This window comes from Streptomyces sp. NPDC001606 (assembly GCF_053596835.1).
Window position 1 is genome coordinate 37,900 of record NZ_JBSFHC010000017.1, and the last position, 19,518, is coordinate 57,417.

General features: G+C 75.8%; 10 protein-coding genes. 2 read left to right on the plus strand and 8 right to left on the minus strand.

Translation table 11 applies throughout. The features are described from left to right. Positions 1 to 28: 28 nt before the first annotated feature. The 7 genes from ACWCV9_RS27180 to ACWCV9_RS27210 all read right to left on the minus strand — a co-directional run bounded on the left by ACWCV9_RS27180 (position 29) and on the right by ACWCV9_RS27210 (position 13,955). Complete coding sequence (locus ACWCV9_RS27180; RefSeq protein WP_450790375.1) at positions 29 to 919, minus strand: NAD-dependent epimerase/dehydratase family protein; 891 nt, start codon at positions 917 to 919, stop codon at positions 29 to 31. Next, entirely contained in the window at positions 916 to 2,013 is a 1,098-nt protein-coding gene (locus tag ACWCV9_RS27185) for a cytochrome P450 (RefSeq protein ID WP_450790376.1), read from the minus strand. The genes ACWCV9_RS27180 and ACWCV9_RS27185 overlap by 4 nt, the downstream gene beginning before the upstream one ends. A gap of 140 nt (positions 2,014 to 2,153) precedes the next feature. Continuing rightward, positions 2,154 to 3,650: a class I adenylate-forming enzyme family protein gene (locus tag ACWCV9_RS27190; RefSeq protein WP_450790378.1), complete on the minus strand. Its 1,497-nt coding sequence runs from the start codon at positions 3,648 to 3,650 to the stop codon at positions 2,154 to 2,156. Beyond that, complete coding sequence (locus ACWCV9_RS27195) at positions 3,650 to 4,390, minus strand: glycosyltransferase family A protein (RefSeq protein WP_450790380.1); 741 nt, start codon at positions 4,388 to 4,390, stop codon at positions 3,650 to 3,652. Before ACWCV9_RS27195 ends, ACWCV9_RS27190 begins: the two co-directional genes overlap by 1 nt. Continuing rightward, positions 4,387 to 5,415 (minus strand): 3-oxoacyl-ACP synthase III family protein, encoded by a 1,029-nt coding sequence (locus ACWCV9_RS27200; RefSeq protein ID WP_450790381.1) that lies wholly within the window; start codon positions 5,413 to 5,415, stop codon positions 4,387 to 4,389. Before ACWCV9_RS27200 ends, ACWCV9_RS27195 begins: the two co-directional genes overlap by 4 nt. 123 nt (positions 5,416 to 5,538) lie before the next feature. Beyond that, on the minus strand, positions 5,539 to 6,741 hold the full coding sequence (locus ACWCV9_RS27205) for an FAD-dependent monooxygenase (RefSeq protein ID WP_450790383.1): 1,203 nt from the start codon (positions 6,739 to 6,741) through the stop codon (positions 5,539 to 5,541). Further along, entirely contained in the window at positions 6,738 to 13,955 is a 7,218-nt protein-coding gene (locus tag ACWCV9_RS27210) for an amino acid adenylation domain-containing protein (RefSeq protein ID WP_450790385.1), read from the minus strand. The genes ACWCV9_RS27205 and ACWCV9_RS27210 overlap by 4 nt, the downstream gene beginning before the upstream one ends. 255 nt (positions 13,956 to 14,210) lie before the next feature. Here ACWCV9_RS27210 and ACWCV9_RS27215 point away from each other — a divergent pair, with 255 nt between their 5' ends. Continuing rightward, on the plus strand, positions 14,211 to 17,228 hold the full coding sequence (locus ACWCV9_RS27215) for an AfsR/SARP family transcriptional regulator (RefSeq protein ID WP_450790387.1): 3,018 nt from the start codon (positions 14,211 to 14,213) through the stop codon (positions 17,226 to 17,228). A 70-nt stretch (positions 17,229 to 17,298) separates the two neighbouring features. On the opposite strand, the gene ACWCV9_RS27220 is transcribed toward ACWCV9_RS27215, so the two are convergent. Continuing rightward, on the minus strand, positions 17,299 to 17,475 hold the full coding sequence (locus ACWCV9_RS27220; RefSeq protein ID WP_450790388.1) for a hypothetical protein: 177 nt from the start codon (positions 17,473 to 17,475) through the stop codon (positions 17,299 to 17,301). A gap of 295 nt (positions 17,476 to 17,770) precedes the next feature. Between ACWCV9_RS27220 and ACWCV9_RS27225 the strand changes: the two genes are divergently transcribed. Then, positions 17,771 to 19,516 carry an asparagine synthetase B family protein gene (locus ACWCV9_RS27225; RefSeq protein WP_450790561.1) on the plus strand — a complete coding sequence of 582 codons (1,746 nt, stop codon included), beginning with the start codon at positions 17,771 to 17,773 and terminating at the stop codon, positions 19,514 to 19,516. Positions 19,517 to 19,518: the final 2 nt, after the last annotated feature.

Here is a 19,518-nt window from a genome sequence, read left to right on the forward strand (position 1 = left end):
GAGCCGGCGCGCGCGGCTGCCGGTGCCGTCAGACCGTGTTCGTGTAGTCGGCGAGGCAGCGGGCCGCTCTCCATCCCTGCGCCTCGGCCTTGGACACGTCCAGGACCACCGAGCGGGCGAGCTGGTCGACCGCGTAGCGGGTGAGCGACGGCTCCCCGCCCGGACACAGCCGGGCTGCGCGCGCCGCGGCATGGGCGAGCACCGGCGGAACACGGTGGATCCGGGCCCGTACCCCGTGCGCCCGGAGGACGGCCAGCATCGCCCCGTCCCGGTCGTACGGCACCGGATCGGCGATGTTGTAGGCGCCCGGCGGCCACCCCGCCGCGTCGAGGCAGGCGTCGGTCAGGTTCTGCACGGCCGTCAGGCTGAGGCGGACGCTCGGGCCCGGCAGCAGCAGCCGCCCGGCGCGGACGCGGGACAGCAGCCTCGGCACCAGGTGCGGATCCCCGCTGCCGTAGACCGCCCGGGGCCGCAGCACCACCGCGCCGGCCGCGAGCGCCAGCGCCTCACCGGCCGCCTTGGTGCGGCCGTACGCGTTCAACTGGCCGCGCACCGGATGGTCCTCGGTGATCCGGGCCCGGCCGGGGCCGGGCGCGTAGACGCTGGCACTGCTCACCCACACCACCGGCCGGCCGGCGGCCGCCTCCAGCAGCCGCGCCGTGCCGTCGATGTTGACGGCACGCATCACGGCCTCGGCGGGGGAGCCGGGCAGCGGATCGCCGACCGCCGCCGCGCAGTGCACCACGAGGTCCGCCCCGGACAGGTCCGGCACCTCGCGGGCGGCGTCCCAGGGGATGTGCCGCCCGACCGGGCCGGGGCGGCGCCCCACGCACAGCACCCGGGCGCCCCGCGCGGCGGCCGTGACGGCGACATGGGAGCCGCAGAAGCCGCTCGCGCCGGTGACGGCGATCGTGGTCATCGGTCGTCCTCCGCGGGACTCGTGGTGGTGGCACGGACGGTGAGGGAACGCCAGGCGGGCAGCGCCGACGAGCGGTCGGCCACGGCCCGCACCACGGCGGGGCGGTACGGCGCGAGCGCGGCCAGCACGTCCTCGAGCTGGGCCCGGGCCGGCCGGGCGCCGGGACAGGCGTGGCCGCCGGCGCCGAAGACGAGCTGGGCCACGGCGGGCGGTGCGGGGTCGAGGGCGTCCGGGGGATCGGTGTGGGCCCGGGCGGCGTGCCGTGCGACCAGGATCAGGCGGTCCCCGCGCCGTACCGGGCACCCGTCGAGGTCCGCGTCGGCCGCCGCCGCGCGCGGCAGCAGCGGGGAGGGGGCGAGCGCCCGCAGCAGTTCGCCCGCCAGGACCGGCCGCAGCCGGTCGTCGGCCGCCTGGTCCCACAGCGCCGCGTCCGCGCACCAGGCGGCGGCGCGCGGCAGAGCCGCCACGGTGGTGTTGACGGCGGCGACCGCCAGCATCGCCCGCAGCGCCGGGCTCTCGCCCGCACCGCCCGGAGCGGTGGCCGGTCCGGCGCCGAGCAGGGCCTGAAGACGCGCCGTCGCCGCCGCGGCCCTGCGGGCGGTGCCGGGCAGGCGGGGGCCGGGCAGATGGTCGCGCACGGCGGTGGCCGCGGCGAGCGCGGCCGCCTCGGCGACATCCTCCGGGTCGGCATCCACCGCGAGCAGCGCGCACACGGTCGCGCCCGCCAACTCCCGCGCCACCGGCACGAGATCGACGGTACGGCCTGCCGCGAGCGGGGCCAGCCGGCGGGCCAGCACCTCTTCCCAGACCGGGCGCAGCCGCCGTACCCCCGGCGCGCCGAGCCCGTCGGCGATGGTCCGGCGGGTGTCCCGGTGGCCGGCGCCCGCCTGGTCGAACAGGGCGCCCCCGGTGGACAGTTCGCGAGCGGCGCCGCCGGTGGTGCCGGCCGCGGTGCGGTCCAGCGGCACGCGGGTGAGGGCGTGCCGGTAGGCCTCGGTGCCGTGCACCAGCAGGATGCCGCCGACACGGGTCACCGCCCGGCGGCGGGTGGCCGCGAGCAGGGCGAACAGCACGGGGTGGGAGCGGGTGTACACGCGCCGGTCACGGCGGCGTGCCGCCCGGATCCCGGACGCGGTGGGCGCGACGGCCAGGGGACGGGCCGGTTCGTCAGCCCTTGGCGGACCGTCGGTCCCCAACGGCCGGTGGCCCCACGGCGATTGGCCGGTCCGCGCGTTCACCGCCGGCCTCCGGCCGCCCGGGCCGGCAGGCCGAGGCGAGCCGCGGCCAGGTGGGCCGTCGCGGAGCGGTCCGGCTTGCGGGAGCGGCCGGAGAGCGGGATGTCCGCCCACACCACCGCGTCCGGCCGCGCGGACCCCATCCGCTCCAGCGGGCCGGCCAGCGCGGCCCGCAGCGCCCCGGGGTCGGCCCCCGGGCGCGGCTGCACCACGGCGACCAGCCGCTCGTCCCCGTCCCCGGCCGGTACCCCGACCAGCAGCGCCAGCTCGACACCGGGCACGTGCAACGCGGGCTCGTACAGGCCCGGATAGATGTTCTCCGCCCGCCTGAGCACCATGTCCTTGAGCCGGCCCTGCAACACGATCCGGCCGCCGTCGAGACACGCGCGGTCACCGGTGGCGACCCACGGGTCGGGGTCCTCGCCCAGATAGCGGTCCCGGGCGGCGCGGCCGGACAGCAGCAGCTCGCCGGAGGCGTCCACCTGGGCCGCCACCCCCGGCAGCGGAGCCCCCACCAGATCGCCCCCGCCGGTGAACGCGGCCTTCTCCGCCTCCTCCACCGCGGCGGCCGGGAACAGCTCGGTCAGCGCGTACACGCCCCAGGCCTCGGTGGCGCCCGCCCGCTTGACCCGGGTGAGCAGCTCGGCACCGGCCGGCGCCGACCCGGTCCACACCCGCCCCGCGAACCGGCCCCCTTCCGCCAGCACCTGCCGTAGCTGCGGCGGCGTCAGATAGGTGGCCTGCGGGGCGAGCCGGCCGAGTTGCCGGGCCAGCACGCGCGGCGAGCGGGCGGGCAGTGCGACCGGCACGCCGCCCGCCAGGGACGGCACCAGGACGAAGAACGTCCCGCCGAGGACGGGCCGGCCGGCCACCACCCCGACCAGGTCGGCCACCGTGGCCATACCGGCGGCGAGCGAGGAACGGGTGTGCACCACCGCGCGGGGCCGTGACGTGGTGCCGGAGGTGAACACGATGACCGCGTCGCCGTCCTCGTCCACGGGCCGGGGCGGGACCACCCTGCGGACGCCGGAGTCCACCGCGGGGGCGCAGCCCGGCAGCCGGGGCCCGATGGTGGCCACCGGCCCCAGCTCCGCGAGGTCCGGCAGGGCCAGCCGCGCCCGCCGGGCGAGCGGCCGCGCCCACCCGGCGACCGCCTGCGCGGCCGCGTCGGCGAGCACGAGGTCGGGCCGGGCCAGGGCCAGCCGGGCGCGCAGCACGTCCGGACCGGCGCCGGGGTCGAGCACCGCGGCCCGCGCCCCGAGCCGGTGCACGGCGAGCAGCACCGCCAGCGCCCGGGGCCCGGGCCGGACCGCGACCCCCACGGTGCCGCCCCGCGCCACACCGCGGGCGTGCAGCGCGGCGGCGTACCGGTCGGCGAGGTCGGCCAGGTCCCCGCGGGTGGCCCGGGTACGTACGGCGCCCATCGGGCCGGCGCCGAGCACGGCCGGCCGCTCGGGGGCGTCGGTGCGCAGGGCGCGGGCGAGTGTGTCGAGCATCAGCGCGGATCCTCCGTGTGCCGGCCCGGGCCCTTGTCGAGATACCAGCGGGCGGTGCCCACCAGGCCGTAACTGCGCAGCCGCCGCGTGGAGTTCTCCACGACCATGGCCCGGGCGTGGACGATGGCGGTGGTACGGCGGCGGACCCGGTTGAGGAAGAGGCGGTCGGTGGGGGAGGGGCGGCGCGGCATGCCCCCGACGGCCTCGTACAGGGCGGCCGTGATGGCCATGTTGTTCCCGGCGTGCATCCGGTACGGGGTGAGATAGCCGTGCCGGCGCCGGTGCGCGGGGCGGATCCGGCCGAAGAACGCGGCGCCGCGCACCAGGGCGCGGAACGCGGCGCGCCCGAGCGGCCCGTGCTCGTCGCGCCGCGCGTCGATCCGGCCGCACACCAGGCCCGCGCCGTGCCGCAGCGCGTCCCGGGCGGCGGCGGTCCAGCCGGGGTGCGGCAGACAGTCGGCGTCGGTGCGGGCCAGCATCGTCGCGCCGTTGCGGATCGCGTACCGGAACCCGGTGTCCACCGCGCAGCCGACGCCCTTCTCCGGTTCGCGGAGCACATGGACCGGGAACGGCGCCCGGCGGGCGAAGTCGTGGACGATCGTCGCGGTGCCGTCGCTGGAGGCGTTGTCCACGACGACGAGGGTGAAGCCACGGTCCCGCTGCGCCGCGAGCGCCTCCAGCGTCGCGCCGATCCGCCGGGCCTCCTGGTGAGCGGGCACCACCACCCACAGGGCGCTCACGCGTGCTCCCACACCATCGTCATGATGCTCACGCCGCCGCCCAGGCCGACGAACAGCACCCGGTCGCCGGGGCGCAGCCGCGCATGGACGCGGTCGAGCTGCACGCCCAGCGTGGCGCTGGCCATGTTCCCGAGCGTGGGGACGGTGACGACCAGCCGGTCCCGGGGCACCCCGGTGACCTCCACGAACCGTTCCAGGTACGGCACGGTGACCTGGTGCACCAGGATGTGCCGGAAGTCGGTCCAGCCCAGGCCGGTGCGCTGCCGCATCCGGTCCAGCACCGAGGTGCCGACCTTCTCGAACACCTCGCGCAGCTCGCCGCCGTCACCGCTGAAGTAGGTGTGCTCGTCCTCGCGGGGGTGGCGTGAGCCGCCGCCGAAGATCCCGCCGACCTGCCAGTGCTCGGAGTGCGTCTCGGTGTCCACGTCGAGGATGCCGCCCCGGTCCACCGTCTCCAGGACGACGGCGGCTCCCGCGTCCCCGAAGGTGTAGCCGGCGAAGCCGTCCCGCAGCTGCTCGGGACCGGAGGGCCGGTGCCGTACCGCCCGGCTCGGCGTCTCCCCGGTCACCACCAGCGCCCGGCGGGCCCGGCCGGCCAGCAGCATCGCCCGAGCCGTGTCGATCCCGTTGACGAAGCTGTTGCAGGCGTTCGTCACATCCAGGGCATGGGCGCGGGAGCCCAGTTCGGCCTGGACGACATGGGCCGTCGCCGGCTCGACCACGTCCCGCGTGGCGGAGGCGAAGACCAGCAGGTCCACGTCGTACGGGGTCAGCCCGGCGCGGGCCAGCGCGGTGCGGGCCGCCCGCACCGCGAGCGTCGAGGCGTACTCGCCCTCCGCGACGGCCCGGCGTGCGGTGATCCCGGTGACCCGTTCGAGCAGCCGCGGCGGCAGCCGCAGCCCGGCCGAGGCGGAGATCCGTTCCTGTAACTGCTGGGACGTCACCTCTCGCCCGGGCAGGCAGGACGCCACCGAGGTGATCCCCACCCGGTGCACCGGCTTACGAGCAGCGTGGTCTGTGTGCATGGCCTGGACGCTACGAGCCGGCCCGAACACCTTTCCTGAGCACCCGTACTCAATCCCGCCTGGGTACCCGTCCCTGCGGGTCCGGCCGTCCCCCAGGACGGCCGGACCCGTTCTCCGGCGGGGTCAGGCCGAGGGCAGCGGCAGCGGGGGCCAGTGCAGCAGGGCGCGGAACTGTTCGCGCAGCGCCTGCTCGTCGGCGTCGCGCAGGGCCTCGTCCCGGGCGCGGCGGGCCGCCGGGTCCTCCAGCTGCTCGGTCTCGCTGACCGCCCGGGAGGCCGCCACCACCGCCCGGACCCGGTCCCGCCGCAGGTCCTCGTAGCGGCGGAAGGCGGCGGCCGGGTCGTCGGGGGACGCGCCGAGGCAGCCGGCCAGGACGACCGCGTCCTCGATGGCCATCGCCGAGCCCTGTCCGAGACTCGTCAGCATCGGGTGCGCGGCGTCACCGAGGAGGGTGACCGGGCCCTCGCCCCAGCGCTCCAGGAACGGCCGGTCCTGCGAGGGCACCGCGAGCACCGACTCCATGGGGGTCGCGCGGATGATGTCGCAGACCTCGTCGGCCCAGCCGGCGTAGGTGTCGAGGATCTCGGCCTTGTCGCCGTCCCAGGCGCGGGACCGCTCGGCGGGCATGTTCTTCGTGCCCCACCAGTAGTAGCGCCCATGGCCGACGTCGATCAGGCCGAACCTGCGGCCGGCCCCCCAGTAGTGGCCCACGTAACCCGCCGGGAGGTGCGGCCGGGCGAAGGGGGTGACGGCCAGCCAGCAGATGTAGCCGCTGTCCTGGCTCGGCTCGGCCCCCACCAGGCCGCGGCGGACGGCGGAGTGGAAGCCGTCCGCGCCGACCAGGGCGCTGCCCCGGACGGTGGTGCCGTTCTCGAAGCGCACGGTCACCCCGTCCGGTCCCGCTTCATAGTCCGCGACCGCGTGCCCGAGGACCGGCGGCGCCCCGTCCAGCTCGGCGAGCAGGGCTTCCTGGAGGTCGGCCCGGGTCACGCACACCGACGGCACACCGAGCGCGTCCGTGACGGCCTTGAGCGGCTGCTCGCGGATCAGTTTCCCGCTCTCGTCGAGGACCCGGAACGTCTCGACGTCCTGGCCGCGCTTGGACAGCCCCAGGTCGATGCCGAGCGACGCCAGCGCGGCGACGGCGTTGCTCATCACGGACAGGCCCGAGCCCGCCGCGCGCAGCCGGGTGGCCCGCTCGTAGATCTCGACGGGGATGCCCGCCCGGCGCAGGGCGACGGCGGCGGTCAGCCCGCCGATGCCGGCCCCGGCGATGATCACCGGCAGCCGGGAGGACGACGGCTCGGGGGAGGGGTGGTGCGTCATACGGCGACTCCGGTGGAGGACGGGACGGGACGGCCGTCGAGGATGCGGCCGATGATCTCGGCCGTGTGGGTGACATGGGGGTGTTCGACGATGGACAGGTGGTTTCCGGGGACCGTGACGGCGCGCAGCCGGCCGCGGGTCATGTGCTGCCAGCCGTTCAGCGGGTCCGCGTGCCGGCTGCCGCCCGCGCTGTGCATGGCGAGCAGCACCTCGGGCAGCGGCTCGGCGGCCAGCAGCAGGGTGATGTCCTGCTCGGGCACCTCGGGCCGGTAGGCCAGGGTGGCGTTCCAGTTCGCCTCGTACACCCGGAACAGCCGGCGGACCACGGCCCCGGAACTTCCCGGAGGCAGCACTCCGGCGCGTACGGCGAGGCCGGCGATGAAGTCGAACTTCTCGTCCGGTGTGGTCAGTTCGGCCGGTATCCGCTCCTGCGGCGAGGCACCGCCGCGGCCCAGCCACAGCAACTCCCAGCAGAACCAGCCGAGCAGCGCGTCCTCGTCATGGCGGGCCCGGGGCCCGGGGTCCAGGGCCGTGGTGTCCAGCAGCACCAGGTCGGCGACCTCCTCGCCGGCCCGGGTCAGCTGGACGGCCATCTCGAAGGCCACGAAGCCGCCGAAGGACCAGCCGCCGATCGAGTAGGGGCCGTGCGGCTGCACCCGCCGCAGGGCGGCGATGTAGTCGGCGGCCAGCTCGGGCACCGAGCGGCGGGGCTCGGTGCCGGGGACCGCGCCCGCCGCCTGGAGCCCGTACAGCGGCCGGCCGGCGGGCAGATGGCGGGCGAGCTGCACGTAGCACAGCACGTTGCCGCCCATGGGGTGCACCATGAACAGCGGGCGCCGGTCCCCTTCGGGGCGGATCGGCACCAGCGGGTCGAAGGTGACCGACGCGTTCCGCTCGCGCAGCCGCCGCGCCAGCCCGGCGACGGTGGGGGTGGCGATGAACTCGGCCAGCGGCACGGTGACGCCGTAGCGCTGCTCGATGACCACCGTCAGCCGCATCGCCGTCAGCGAGGTGCCGCCCAGGTCGAAGAGGTCGTCGTCGACACCGATCGCGTCGGCGGGCAGCTCCAGCAGATCGGCCAGGGTGTCCGCCAGGACCGCCTCGTGACTGCCGGGGACGGGCCGGGCGCCCCGCGGCTTCGCCTCCTGCGCGGGGGCGGTGGCGGCCAGCGCCCGGTCGTCGCGCTTGCCGGAGGGGGTCAGCGGCAGCGCGGGTATCCAGGTCAGGGAGGCGGGCACCAGATACGCAGGCAGCACGGTGCGCAGATGCCGGCGCAGCTCCCCGGTGTCCGTGCGGTCCCGGTCGCCGACGAGGAAGGCGGCCAGGGTGTTCTCGCCGTCGGCCCGGCGGCGCGGTACGACCGCCACCTCCCGGATGCCGGGCCGGTCCGCGGCGAAGTCGAGGACGGCGGCCTCCACTTCGGCCGGCTCCACCCGGTAGCCGCGTATCTTGACCTGGCCGTCGGCCCTGCCGGTGCACACGATGTCCCCGCCCGGCAGGACCACCGCGAGATCGCCCGTGCGGTACAGGACCTCGCCCGGGGCGCCGTACGGATGGGGGACGAACCGCTCCTCGGTGAGGTCCTTGCGGCCCACGTACCCCTCGGCGAGACAGACCCCGCCCAGGTATATCTCGCCCTGCACACCGGGTGGCACCGGACGCATCCGAGGGTCGAGGACCAGCACCTGCGCGCCGTCCACGGGGCGTCCCACCGGCGGCAGTTCGGGGAAGGAGGCCGGATCGCCGGTCATGCTGTGACACGTGACCACATGCGACTCGGTCGGGCCGTACTGGTTCTCCAGCAGCACACCCGGCAGGGCGGCGAGGAACCGGCGCAGGGCGGCGGTCACCCGCAGCTGCTCGCCGGAGGAGACCACCACCCGCAGCCGCCGCGGCACCGGGCCGAGCGCGTCGGCCGTCTCCGCCAGCTGCTGGAGCGCCACGAACGGCAGGAACACCCGCTCCACGCCCGCCTCGTCCAGCAGCCGCAGCAGCGCCGGCATGTCGCGGCGCTGCTCCTCGTCCGCCAGGACCAGGGTGCCGCCCCCGCACAGCGTGGAGAAGATCTCCTGGAAGGCGACGTCGAAGCCGATCGGCGCGAAGTGCAGGGTGCGGCCGCCGACGGCACCGCTCGGCACCCGGTTCTGCCAGCCGACCAGGTTCGCCAGCGCCCGGTGCGGCATCGCCACGCCCTTGGGGACGCCGGTCGAGCCGGAGGTGAACAGCACATAGGCGGTGTCCGCGGGCCCGGGCCCCGGGATGTTGCCGGCCGTGTCCGGTGTGCCGGGCGCGGTCAGCGACTCGGGGGACAGCAGCGGCGCGCAGTCCGCCACCAGGTGCGCGTGCCGGGCGGCGGCGACGATACGGCGGGGCCGGGCGGTGTCGGCCATGCGCGCCAGCCGGGCCGGCGGATAGGCCGGGTCCAGCGGCACCACGGCGGCCCCGGTGAGCAGGACACCGAGGAGCACGGCGACCGCCTGCGGGCCCCGGTCCATGGCCACGCCGATCCGGTCGCCGCGGCCGGTGCCCTCGGCGCGCAGCCGGTGCGCCACGGCCCGTGCGGTGCCGGCCAGCCGGGCATAGCTCCAGATGTCGCCGGCGTGGTCCAGGGCCGGGGCATCGGGGGTGCGGGCGGCCTGGCGCAGGAAGAGGTCCGTGACGCACTCCTGGCTCACCGGCGCCGGCACCGGGCGGGCGGGCTCCGCCGCGAGGAAGTCGAACCCGGCCTGCTCCAGAGGGTGTTCGGCCATCCGGCGCACCACGGCGACGAGCGTGTCGGCGAGCAGCTCGGCCTGGTCCGGGCTGAACACCCGTCCGTCGCAGTCGACGCGCAGTCCGATCCGTCCGTCCACCGGGTCGTGCACCGCGTTGACCAGCAGGGTGAAGTTGGTCTCCTCCCAGGTCCTGAAGTCCAGCAGCCGGATGCCCGGAAGCGTCAGCACCTCGGTGAGCTGCCGGAAGTGGACGTAGTTGAACGCCGTCTCCAGCTCGCTGCCGGGGTGCTCCTCCTGGATGGCGCTGAGCGGGTAGCGGCGGTGCGGGAACCCCTCGCGCTCGCGGTGCAGCGCCTGCCGGGCCAGCGCGGACCAGCTGGCACCGGAGGTGGGCAGCCGCAGGGGGACGGTGTTCAGGAAGAGACCGAGGGCCTGTTCGCCCTCCCCCTCGGTCCGGCCGTGCGTGACCAGCCCGGTGAGCACCTCGGGGGCGCCGGTGAACAGCCCCAGCGTCAGGCAGTGCGCCGCCAGCAGCACCGACTTGACCGGCGTCCCGTGCGCCCGGGCGGCGGCCCGCAGCGCGTCGGCGAGGTCGGCCGGCAGCTCCCGCCGGCACACGATCTGCTCCCCGTCGCTGGGCGGCCGGTGCGCGCGGGCCCCGGCGAGCGCCGGTACGTCGACCCCGCGCACGACCTCGCCCCAATAGGCGCGGCTCTCCGCGGAGTCCAGCGCGGCCCGCTCGGCGGCCACGTGCGCCGCGGGCGGCGGCAGCGGCCCGCCGGGCACCGGGGCGGCGCCGAGCCCCAGGGTGTGCGCGTACGTCTGGAGCAGGTCCCGCAGCAGGTTGGCGACGCTGGCGCCGTCGAGCAGCGCATGGTGGAAGCCGAGCACCAGCTCCACGGTGTCGCGGCGCACATACGCGCGCAGGAAGTACAGCGGGCCGTGCTCGAAGTCGTAGTCGTGCACCCGGCGTTCGTCCACGTGGCGCAGGATCTCCGCCTCCGCCTCCGCCTCGGTACGGCCGCGCAGGTCCACGCAGTCCGCACCGGCCGGTGCCTGCGGGTGGATCACCTGGAGCGGCTCGGAGACGCGGGCGAGCGCGAACGTGGACCGCAGCACGGGGTGCCGGGCGGTCAGCCGCGCCGCGGCGGCACGGAACGCCGCCTCGTCCCACGGCATCCGCAGCACATAGCGGAAGACGTCCTTGTACACGGCGGTGCCGGGCCGGCGCCGGGAGTGGAAGATCAGGCCCAGCTGGAGCCGGGAGAGCGGGTGGGCGTCCTCGGCGTCGCCGAGCGCCGCCCGGTCGACGCGGGACACCAGCGCGAAGGGGCGCGGTCCCTCCGTCGCGGCCGGGCCGGGCGGCGCGTCGGTGACGGTGACGGCGGCGAGCGCCGCCACGGTCGGTGCGGCCACGAGATCGTCGAGGGAGAAGCGCAGGCCCTCGCGCTCGGCCCGGGCCCGGACGGTGAGCAGCCGGATGGAGTCGCCGCCGAGGGCGTAGAAGTCGTCGTGCACGCCGACCCGTTCGACGCCCAGCACCTCCGCCCAGATCCGGGCGAGCGCGGCCTGCACCCCGTCGGCCGGCGCGGCGTCGCCGGACGGCTCCGCTGCTCCGCGCGGGTCGGGCAGCGCCCGTACATCGGTCTTGCCGCTCGGGGTCAGCGGCACCCGGTCGATCCGGCACAGCAGGGCGGGCACCATGAACGCGGGCAGCCGGGCGACGAGCGCCGCGCGCAGCCGGTCCGGGCCCGGGTCGTCGTCGCCGGCCACGTACCAGGCGGCCAGCCGGGTGCCGCCGCCCCCGGCGGTGGTGGCGGCCACCACCGCGTCGCGTACCCCGGGCAGCTCGCGCAGCGCGGCGGCGACCTCGCCGGTCTCCACCCGGTTGCCCCGGATCTTGACCTGGCCGTCCGCCCGGCCCAGGTACTCCAGGGTGCCGTCGGCGAGCCAGCGGGCGATGTCCCCGGTGCGGTAGATCCGTCCGCCGGGCACGAACGGGTCGGCGGTGAACCGTTCCCCGGTGAGTCGGGGCAGCCCGAGATAGCCCCGGGCGACCTGGACGCCGCCGATGCACAACTCGCCCGGCACACCGGCCGGCTGAAGGTTTCCGTGGGCGTCGAGGACGTACAGCAGCGTGTTGTCCACCGGCCGTCCGATCGGCACCCTGCGCACGGGAAGCGCCGGGTCGCCGGGGCAGTCGTACGCCGTGACGTCCACCGCGGCCTCGGTGGGGCCGTACAGGTTCACCAGGCGGGGCGGCCCGTCCGGGCCCGTGCGGAAGGTCCGTGCGAAGCGTTCGACATGCCCGGGCGGCAGGGCCTCGCCGCTACAGAAGACGTACCGCAGCGAGGAGACCGGGGGCTCGTCGAGGTCGAGGAAGGGGCCGAGCATGGAGGGGACGAAGTGCAGGACACTGACACCGTGGTCGCGGGCCGTGCGGGCCACCTCCCGCGGGTCCTTCTCGGCGCCGGGCGGCAGCAGCACCAGCCGGGCCCCCTCGGCGGCCCACCAGAACAGCTCCCACACGGACACGTCGAAGGAGACCGGGGTCTTCTGCAACAGGACGTCGTCCGCGCCCACCGGGTACAGCCGCTGCATCCAGGTCAGCCGGTTGACGGCCGACCGGTGTTCGACCATCACGCCCTTGGGCCGGCCGGTCGACCCGGACGTGTAGATCACATAGGCGAGGGAGCCCGGACCGGCGCCGGTCTCCGGCGGGGTGTCGTCCTGCCCCGCCTCCAGCTCGGCCACCCGGCGGGCGTGCTCCCGGCCGGCGGCCCACGGCGCCCGGGCGCCCTTGTCGTCCAGCACGACCGCCGCGGCCCGGCAGTCGTCGAGCATGTGCGTGATCCGCCCGGCGGGGTAGTCCGGGTCCACCGGCACATACGCGGCGCCCGCCTTGAGCACCCCGAACAGCGCCGGGAGCAGGTCCGGGCCGCGGCGCAGCGCCACCGCCACCCGGTCCCCGTCGCCGACGCCGGCCGCCCGCAGGCCCCTGGCCACGCGGTTGGCGCGGCGCTCCAGCTCCGCGTAGGTCAGCGAGCGGCCGGTGGCGGCGTCCGTCACCGCGACGGCGTCCGGCCGCCGGGTGCACTGGAGCTCGAACAGGCCGTGCAGGGTGCCGGGTTCCCGCTCCGGCGCGGCCGGGCCCCGGCCCAGGGCGAGCAGGGCGTCCCGTTCCGCCGGGCCGGTCACCGGTACGGCGGACAGCTCCGCCGCCGGGTCGTCCAGGCAGCCCGCGAGCAGCCGCTCCAACTGGCGGGCCACCGCGTCGATCGGCAGGTCCTCGTCGAACACGTCGAGCGCGTGGACCAGGTCGATCTCCATGCCGGGGGTGTCGCCGAAGTCCCGTACGAAGACGTTGAGCGCGGACTGGTCGTACCCGGGGGCCTGCATGCCGGTCTCGCGCCGCACCCCGTCGAGGACGGCGGGCCGCTCGTAGCGCAGATACGACAGCGTCACGTCGAACAGCTGCCGGGAACCGCCCGCGCCGTCCGCGGCCAGCCCGGTCAGCAGGTCGCCGAGCGCGATCCGTTCGTGCCGCTGGAGCCCCCGGACCGCCTCGCGGGTCTCGCGCACCAGCTCGCCGACCGGGCGCGCCCCGGGGCGCCGCAGCGGCAGCGGCAGGGTGTTGGCGAGCTGGCCGTACGGCGTCGCCGTCCAGCCGGCGCGGTTCAGCAGCGGGATGCCGAGGACGACGTCCTCGCTGCCGTGCAGCCGGGTGAGCAGCCCGCCGAGGACGGTCGCCACATAGGCGAAGGGGGAGTGGCCGGCTTCCCGGATCCGCCGCACCAGCGCGCCGTCGACGGGCACGGTGCGGATGCCCCGGCGCCGGGCGCCGCTCGGGGCCCGGCGGGTGAACAGCGCGGTGCCGGTGTCCGCGAGCGCGGCCCGGTGGTGGGCCAGATCCTCGCCGAAGGCGTCACCGGCCCGGTAGCGGGCCTCCTCCGCGAGGAAGTCGGCGACCGGAACGGGGTGTGCGGCGGGCGCCGGTGCCCCGGCGTGCCGGTGCGCGTACTCCTCCAGGATCTCCTGGGTCACCCGGTCGCAGGTCCACCCGTCCGCGACCAGATGGTGCGCCGTCAGCCGCAGCACCACCGTGTCGGGCCCCTCGGTCAGCAGCGTGACCCGCACCGGCGGGCCGCCGCGCAGCGGCAGGGGGCGCAGCAGGTCGGCCTCCAGCCAGGCGGCGCGGGCCGCGGCCGGGTCCGCCTCCCGCTCCAGGTCGAGCCGGCGCACCTCGGGTGCCGCGGCGCCGACCCACTGCACCGGCGTACCGTCCGGGTCGTCGAAACAGAGCCGGAACGTCTCGTGCCGGGCCAGCACCGCCTCGGCGCTCTCGGCCAGCAGCCGCCGGTCCACCGGACCGGTGAGACGTTCGGTCACACAGCAGTTGAACTGGGGATCGTCCGGGTGCAGTACGGCGGAGGCCCACACGTCCCGCTGATAGGCGGTCAGCGGGAGGCGGGGCTGATCCGTATGGCTCGGTAAGTTCATGATCAGACCATAGGTGCGGACCTGGCCGGGGAAGCGCCCGGCGGCAGCTAGTGGCCGTCGACTGCCGGTCCGGGGTCTTTCACTTGTGCCTGGACAGTGAACGGAACGGGGAAATCCTGCATCCCTTGTGCTGGGGGATGCGGGGGCGTGTGACCGGGCAGTGCTCGTCGCTGCGCGGCGCGTCCGCTTCGACACGCCCTGTCCTATCGGCAGATAATCCGGACGGGCAAGATCGACAGGGAAAGAGTCAGGTACATGGCGGATCTCCGATTCTCGGTGCTCGGACCACTCCAGGTTCGCCGGGGCGACACCGCGCTGGCGGTGGGGTATCCGCAACAGCAGGCGATGCTCGCCACATTGCTGCTCAGGCCGCGACGGAGTGCGGGGGGCGTCGAGCTGACCGAGGCGCTGTGGGGTCCCGAGCCGCCCGACCGTGCCCTGTCCACCGTGCGTACCTATGCCTGGCGTTGGCGGAAGGTCCTGCGGTCCGACACAGCGGAGCCGGAGGTGCTGGTCTCCTTCGGGGACGGCTACAAGCTCGTGGTGCCGGACGAGTCGATCGACGCGCTACGGGCCGGGGAACTCGCCGCACAGGCCGGGCTGGCCGGCGCACAGGGCCGGCCGGCCGAGGCCCGGCGCCTGCTCGCCGAGGCGCTCGCGCTGTGGGAGGGCGAGCCGCTGGCGGGCATCCCCGGCCCGTTCGCGGAGCGTCAGCGCCGAAGCCTGGCCGAGCTGCGGATCACCCTGCTCGAACAGCGGCTGGCGTACGACCTGGAGCTGGGCGACGCCGCGGGCTGCGTTTCGGAGCTGGCGGAGCTGACCGCCGAACAGCCCCTGCGGGAGCGGCCGTACGCACTGCTGATGCGGGCCCTCTACCAGACGGGCCGGGCCGCGGATGCGCTCGGCGTGTTCCGCCGCGCCCGCCAGGTGCTCGTCGAGGAACTCGGCGTCGAGCCCGGCCCCGACCTCGCGGAGCTGCACCGGCGCATCCTGGAACGGGATCCGGCACTGCTGCCCTCGCCCGCCCCGGCCGTCGTACCGGAGCCCGAACGCGCAACCGACGCGCAGGGGGACGGCGGCCCGGCGCGGGCGGAGCGGCCGGCCGTCGCGCCACCGCCCCCGCGTCCCGCCCAACTGCCGCCCGGCGAACCTGACTTCATCGGACGCGAGGCGCTGGTGTCGGCCGTCGGTGACGCGCTGCGCCAGACCGGCCGCAGCACCCCCGCGATCGTGGCGCTGGCCGGCATGGGCGGCGTCGGCAAGACCGCGCTGGCGCTGCACGTCGCCCACCGGGTGCGGGACGCCTTCCCGGACGGGCAGCTGTACGCCGATCTGCACGGCGGCGACGACGTGCCGAGCGCACCCGACGTCGTCCTGGCGACCTTCCTGGCGGCGCTCGGGGTCACCGCCGAGGCGCTGCCCGAGGACGTCGAGGCCAGGGCCGCGCTGTTCCGGTCGATGACCGACGGGCGCCGGCTGCTGATCGTCCTGGACAACGTCCGCGACAGCCGGCAACTGCGGCCACTGCTGCCCGGCGCGGTCGGCTGCGCGGTGCTGGTGACCTGCCGCACCCGGGTGGCCGGGCTGCCGGTGACCCTCCAGGCCGACGTCGACGTCTTCCACAGCGCGGAGGCCGTGCGCCTGCTGGGCCGGGCCATCGGCGACGAACGGGTGGCGGCGGAGCGGACGGCGGCCCTCGGCCTGGTGGAGGCGTGCGGCTTCCTGCCGCTGGCCGTACGGATCGTGGCCGCCCGGCTGGCCGCCCGGCCCCGCTGGTCGATCGCCAGCCTGAACGAGCGGCTCGCCGTGGAGTGGCGCCGCATCGACGAACTGCGCATCGGCGAACTCACGGTGGAAGCCGTCTTCGAACTGGGCTACCGCCAGCTGACCCAGCAGCAGGCGACCGCGTTCCGGCGGCTCGCCGCCGTGGACTGCGCGGACCTCGGGGTGACGGCCGCCGCCTCCATGCTCGATGCCGACGAGCCCACCGCGGAGGACCTCCTGGAGTCCCTGGTGGACGCCTGCATGCTCGTCTCGACGGAGCCCGGCCGGTACCGGTACCACGATCTGCTCCGCTCCTTCGCCCGGCGCAAGTCGGCGCACGAGCGGCCCGACGAGGCGGCGGCCGCCCGTGACCGGCTGCTCGGCCATCTGCTGGCGACCGCCTGGCGGGCCTTTCAGCAGGCCGTGCCCTGCGACCCCCTCGTCGATCCCTTCGGCTCCCCGGCGGCCGACGTGCCCGGCTTCGCCGATCTCGCCGCGGCCCGCCGGTGGGTGCGGGCCGAGGCCGACGGCGCCCGGGTCCTCGCCGCCCAGGTGGCCGCACCGTCGGCGGGGGAGGACACCGAAGCAGCAGGCACCTCGCCGGCCGTGATACGGCTGCGGCGCGCCATCGACCTGCTCATCGCGCTCAGCCCGTTCGACCCCGACGCCCGCTACGCCCAACTCGCCTCCACCGCCGATGCGCTGGTCCGCGCGTCCGTGGCGCACGGTGATCGCCGGGCCGAGGGCCGGGCCCGCTTTCTGCGCAGCACCATCGCCCTCGCGGCGACCCGGCTCGGCGACGCCGAACCGGAGGCACGGGCGGCCGCGGCGGCCTGCCGGGACGTCGGCGACACGGTGATCCTGCGCCAGGTGCTCAACGACCTGGGGCTCATCGCGCAGTACCTCTCGCGCTACGACGAGGCGGTGTGCCACTTCGAGGAGGCCGTCGCCCTCGCCCGCACCCTCGGCCACCGGGCCGGGGAGGTCGCCACCACGGGCAACGCCGCGCTGGCCCTGGTCCGCGGCGGCCGCCCCGCGGAGGCGGCCGAGATGTGCCACCGGATGCTGGACGGGCTGCCGTACGGACAGGACGAGCCGGGACGGGCGTACGCGATGTACGTCCTCGGGCTCGCCCTGCACGCCCTGGGCGACTACCCGGGCGCGGTGACCTGGTTCGACTCGTGTCTGACCGTGTCCGCGGACGCCGGTCTGCGCGGCCGGGCGGCGCACGCCCGCTACCGGCTCGCCGACAGCCTGCGCGCCGGCGGCAGCCCGGGGAGCGCGCTCGCGCACGCCGAGCGGGCGCTGGTGGAGTGCGAGGAGATCGACGCCGAACGGGACCGGGGCAACGCGCTGATGGTGCTGGGCCGGGTCCTCGCGGACCTGGGCCGTACGGCCGAGGCGCGGGAGAGGTGGGAGCGGGCGCGCGAGGTGTTCCTGCGGCTCGGCCTGCCCGACGCGGCCGAGGCGGCCGCGCTGCTCGAGGTGCCCGGCGGGGAATCCGTCTGAACACGCCTGCCGCCCCGCGGCCGGTCCGGCCGGGCCGACCGCGGGGCCGGGCGCTGTCCGCTCCGCGGACCTACATGACCTGCTTCGGCGGGTCGTAGTCGGAGCCGGTGCTGTTCCACGCCACCGCGGAGTGCGTGCCGGACTGGTGCGCGGCCGTCGCCGCGGCCCCCGTCAGTACGGCCAGCAGAGCGGCACCGGCCACCACGGCCCGTACCCAGCAGCGGTCATGTGCGTCGCGCCTGGTCATAAGTCCCCTCGTGTCGTGCGATGTGGTCGTCACCGATTCTGGCAGGGGGCGATCTATTCGCGATCAACGTCTGATCTACGCCCCGCCGGATCGCATCCGGATTCTTTCCGCGTTCCCTCACCGGACCGTCCACGGCGCATCCGGGAAACCGGACGGGAGCCGATTCGGTACCCGCCGAACCTAGCGTGCGGTCGTCGCTGCGATTACGACCGAGGTGAGGCGTCGGATGTCAGGCATTGCAGGATGGGTCGACCACGCACGTGATCTGACGGGAGAACACGCGGCCGTGGCCCACATGTCGGCCGGCCTCGCCGTGCGCGGCCCCCGCACCGCCGCCACCTGGACCGAGCGGCACGCGGCCCTGATCCAGCGCACCGACCAGGCGTGGCACGGCTCCGAGCAGCCGGCCGTGGCCACGGCGGACGGCCGGACGGTCGCCGCCGCGGTCTGCGACGGCTACCTCAAGAACGCCGCCGGGCTCCGGGCCGCCGTCGGCGCCGACGCGACGGCCACGGGAACGCCGCCGTCGCCCGCCGAGCTGATCCTGCACGCCTATCTGCGATGGGGCGCGGCCGTGGCCGAGCACCTGGACGGCGCCTTCGCCTTCGCGATCTGGGACGCGACCCGGAGCGAACTCCTGCTCGGCCGCGACCGGATGGGCGTCAAGCCGCTGAGCTGGATCCCGACCGCCGACGGGGCGCTGTTCGCCTCCGACCTCGCCGTCCTCGCCGGACACCGGCTGGTCACCCCCGAACTGGACGCCGACGGCGTGTGCGCCGTCGTCACCCAGCTGCGCCCGTCCGGGTACGGCGCGCTGCGCGGTGTCCGCGAGGTCCCGCCGGCCGGCCTGGTGCGCATCACCGCAGACCGGACCCGGACGCACCGCTACTGGGCACTGGAGGCCCGGGACCACGTCCTGGACCCGGACGCGACGACCGCGCGCGCCGACGAACTGCTGCGGACATCCGTCGCCGAGGACATCGCCGGGCACGAGCCGGCGGTCCTGCTCTCCGGCGGCCTCGACTCCAGCCTGCTGACCGGGCTGGTCAGCCACGGCACGAACCGGCGGGCCGTCTCCTTCACCGTGGCCTTCGACGGCACCCGGGCCAGGGTGCCGGACCTCCCCTTCATCGAGGACGTGGTCCGCTTCTGGGACTGCGAACACCACGACGTCCTGGTCACGGTGGCGGACGTCTGCGACCCGCCGACCCGCGAGCAGGTCCTCGCCGCCAAGGACCATCCCTCGCCCTTCGGCGACAAGAACGTCACCCCCTACCTCCTCGCCCGGCGCGCGGCCGAGCGGGTGCCCGTGGCGCTGTGCGGCGAGGCCGCGGACACCATGTTCGGCGGCCTGTACGGCGAGCTGGACACGCTGCGCGAACTGCGCGGCTTCCCTTGGCTGGAGCAGTCCCGGCGGTTCGGCGTCCCGTACGGCATCGGCACCGGGCTGTTCAGCGGCGAACTGCTGCGCTCCGTCGACATCGACGGCTATCTCGAGCGGACCTTCGACGCCGCGCTGGCCGAGGTGCCCACCCTGCCGACGGACTCGCCGGCCCGCCGCGCCGTCCGGCAGCTGGACCACCTGACCACCGGACGACTGCTGGAACAGACCATGCTGCACGCCGAGCGGCTGGGCACCGCGGCGGGGCTGCAACTCCGGTTCCCCTTCGCCGACCACGCCCTCTACTCCTTCATGTACAACGTCCCCCCGGAGCTGAAGTTCACCGGCGGCCGCACCAAGAGCCAACTGCGGGACATCGCCAGGGACCTGGTGCCGCCCTCCGTGCTGCACCGGATCAAGTCGACCTACCCGGCCACCTACGACGAGCGGTACAAGGCCTTCCTGCTGGACCGGCTGCGGAGCCTGCTCGACGACGCGACGGCCCCGGTGCGCCCCCTGCTGGACGTCGGCCGCGCCACCGCGATCACCGAGGACCCCCGCCTGCTCGACCGCGGCGGCTGGTTCGGCCGGGCCGACGTCGAAATGATCCTCCAGGCCGACGCCTGGATGCGCCGGCTGCGCGTCCGCCTCGGCCTGTGACA

Bases quoted from the DNA above. Each gene is read 5' to 3' on its own strand.
- ACWCV9_RS27215 (WP_450790387.1), top strand. From the start codon at position 14,211: ATGGCGGATCTCCGATTCTCGGTGCTCGGACCACTCCAGGTTCGCCGG.
- ACWCV9_RS27210 (WP_450790385.1), bottom strand. From the start codon at position 13,955: ATGAACTTACCGAGCCATACGGATCAGCCCCGCCTCCCGCTGACCGCC.
- ACWCV9_RS27220 (WP_450790388.1), bottom strand. From the start codon at position 17,475: ATGACCAGGCGCGACGCACATGACCGCTGCTGGGTACGGGCCGTGGTG.
- ACWCV9_RS27190 (WP_450790378.1), bottom strand. From the start codon at position 3,650: ATGCTCGACACACTCGCCCGCGCCCTGCGCACCGACGCCCCCGAGCGG.
- ACWCV9_RS27205 (WP_450790383.1), bottom strand. From the start codon at position 6,741: ATGACGCACCACCCCTCCCCCGAGCCGTCGTCCTCCCGGCTGCCGGTG.
- ACWCV9_RS27225 (WP_450790561.1), top strand. From the start codon at position 17,771: ATGTCGGCCGGCCTCGCCGTGCGCGGCCCCCGCACCGCCGCCACCTGG.
- ACWCV9_RS27200 (WP_450790381.1), bottom strand. From the start codon at position 5,415: ATGCACACAGACCACGCTGCTCGTAAGCCGGTGCACCGGGTGGGGATC.
- ACWCV9_RS27180 (WP_450790375.1), bottom strand. From the start codon at position 919: ATGACCACGATCGCCGTCACCGGCGCGAGCGGCTTCTGCGGCTCCCAT.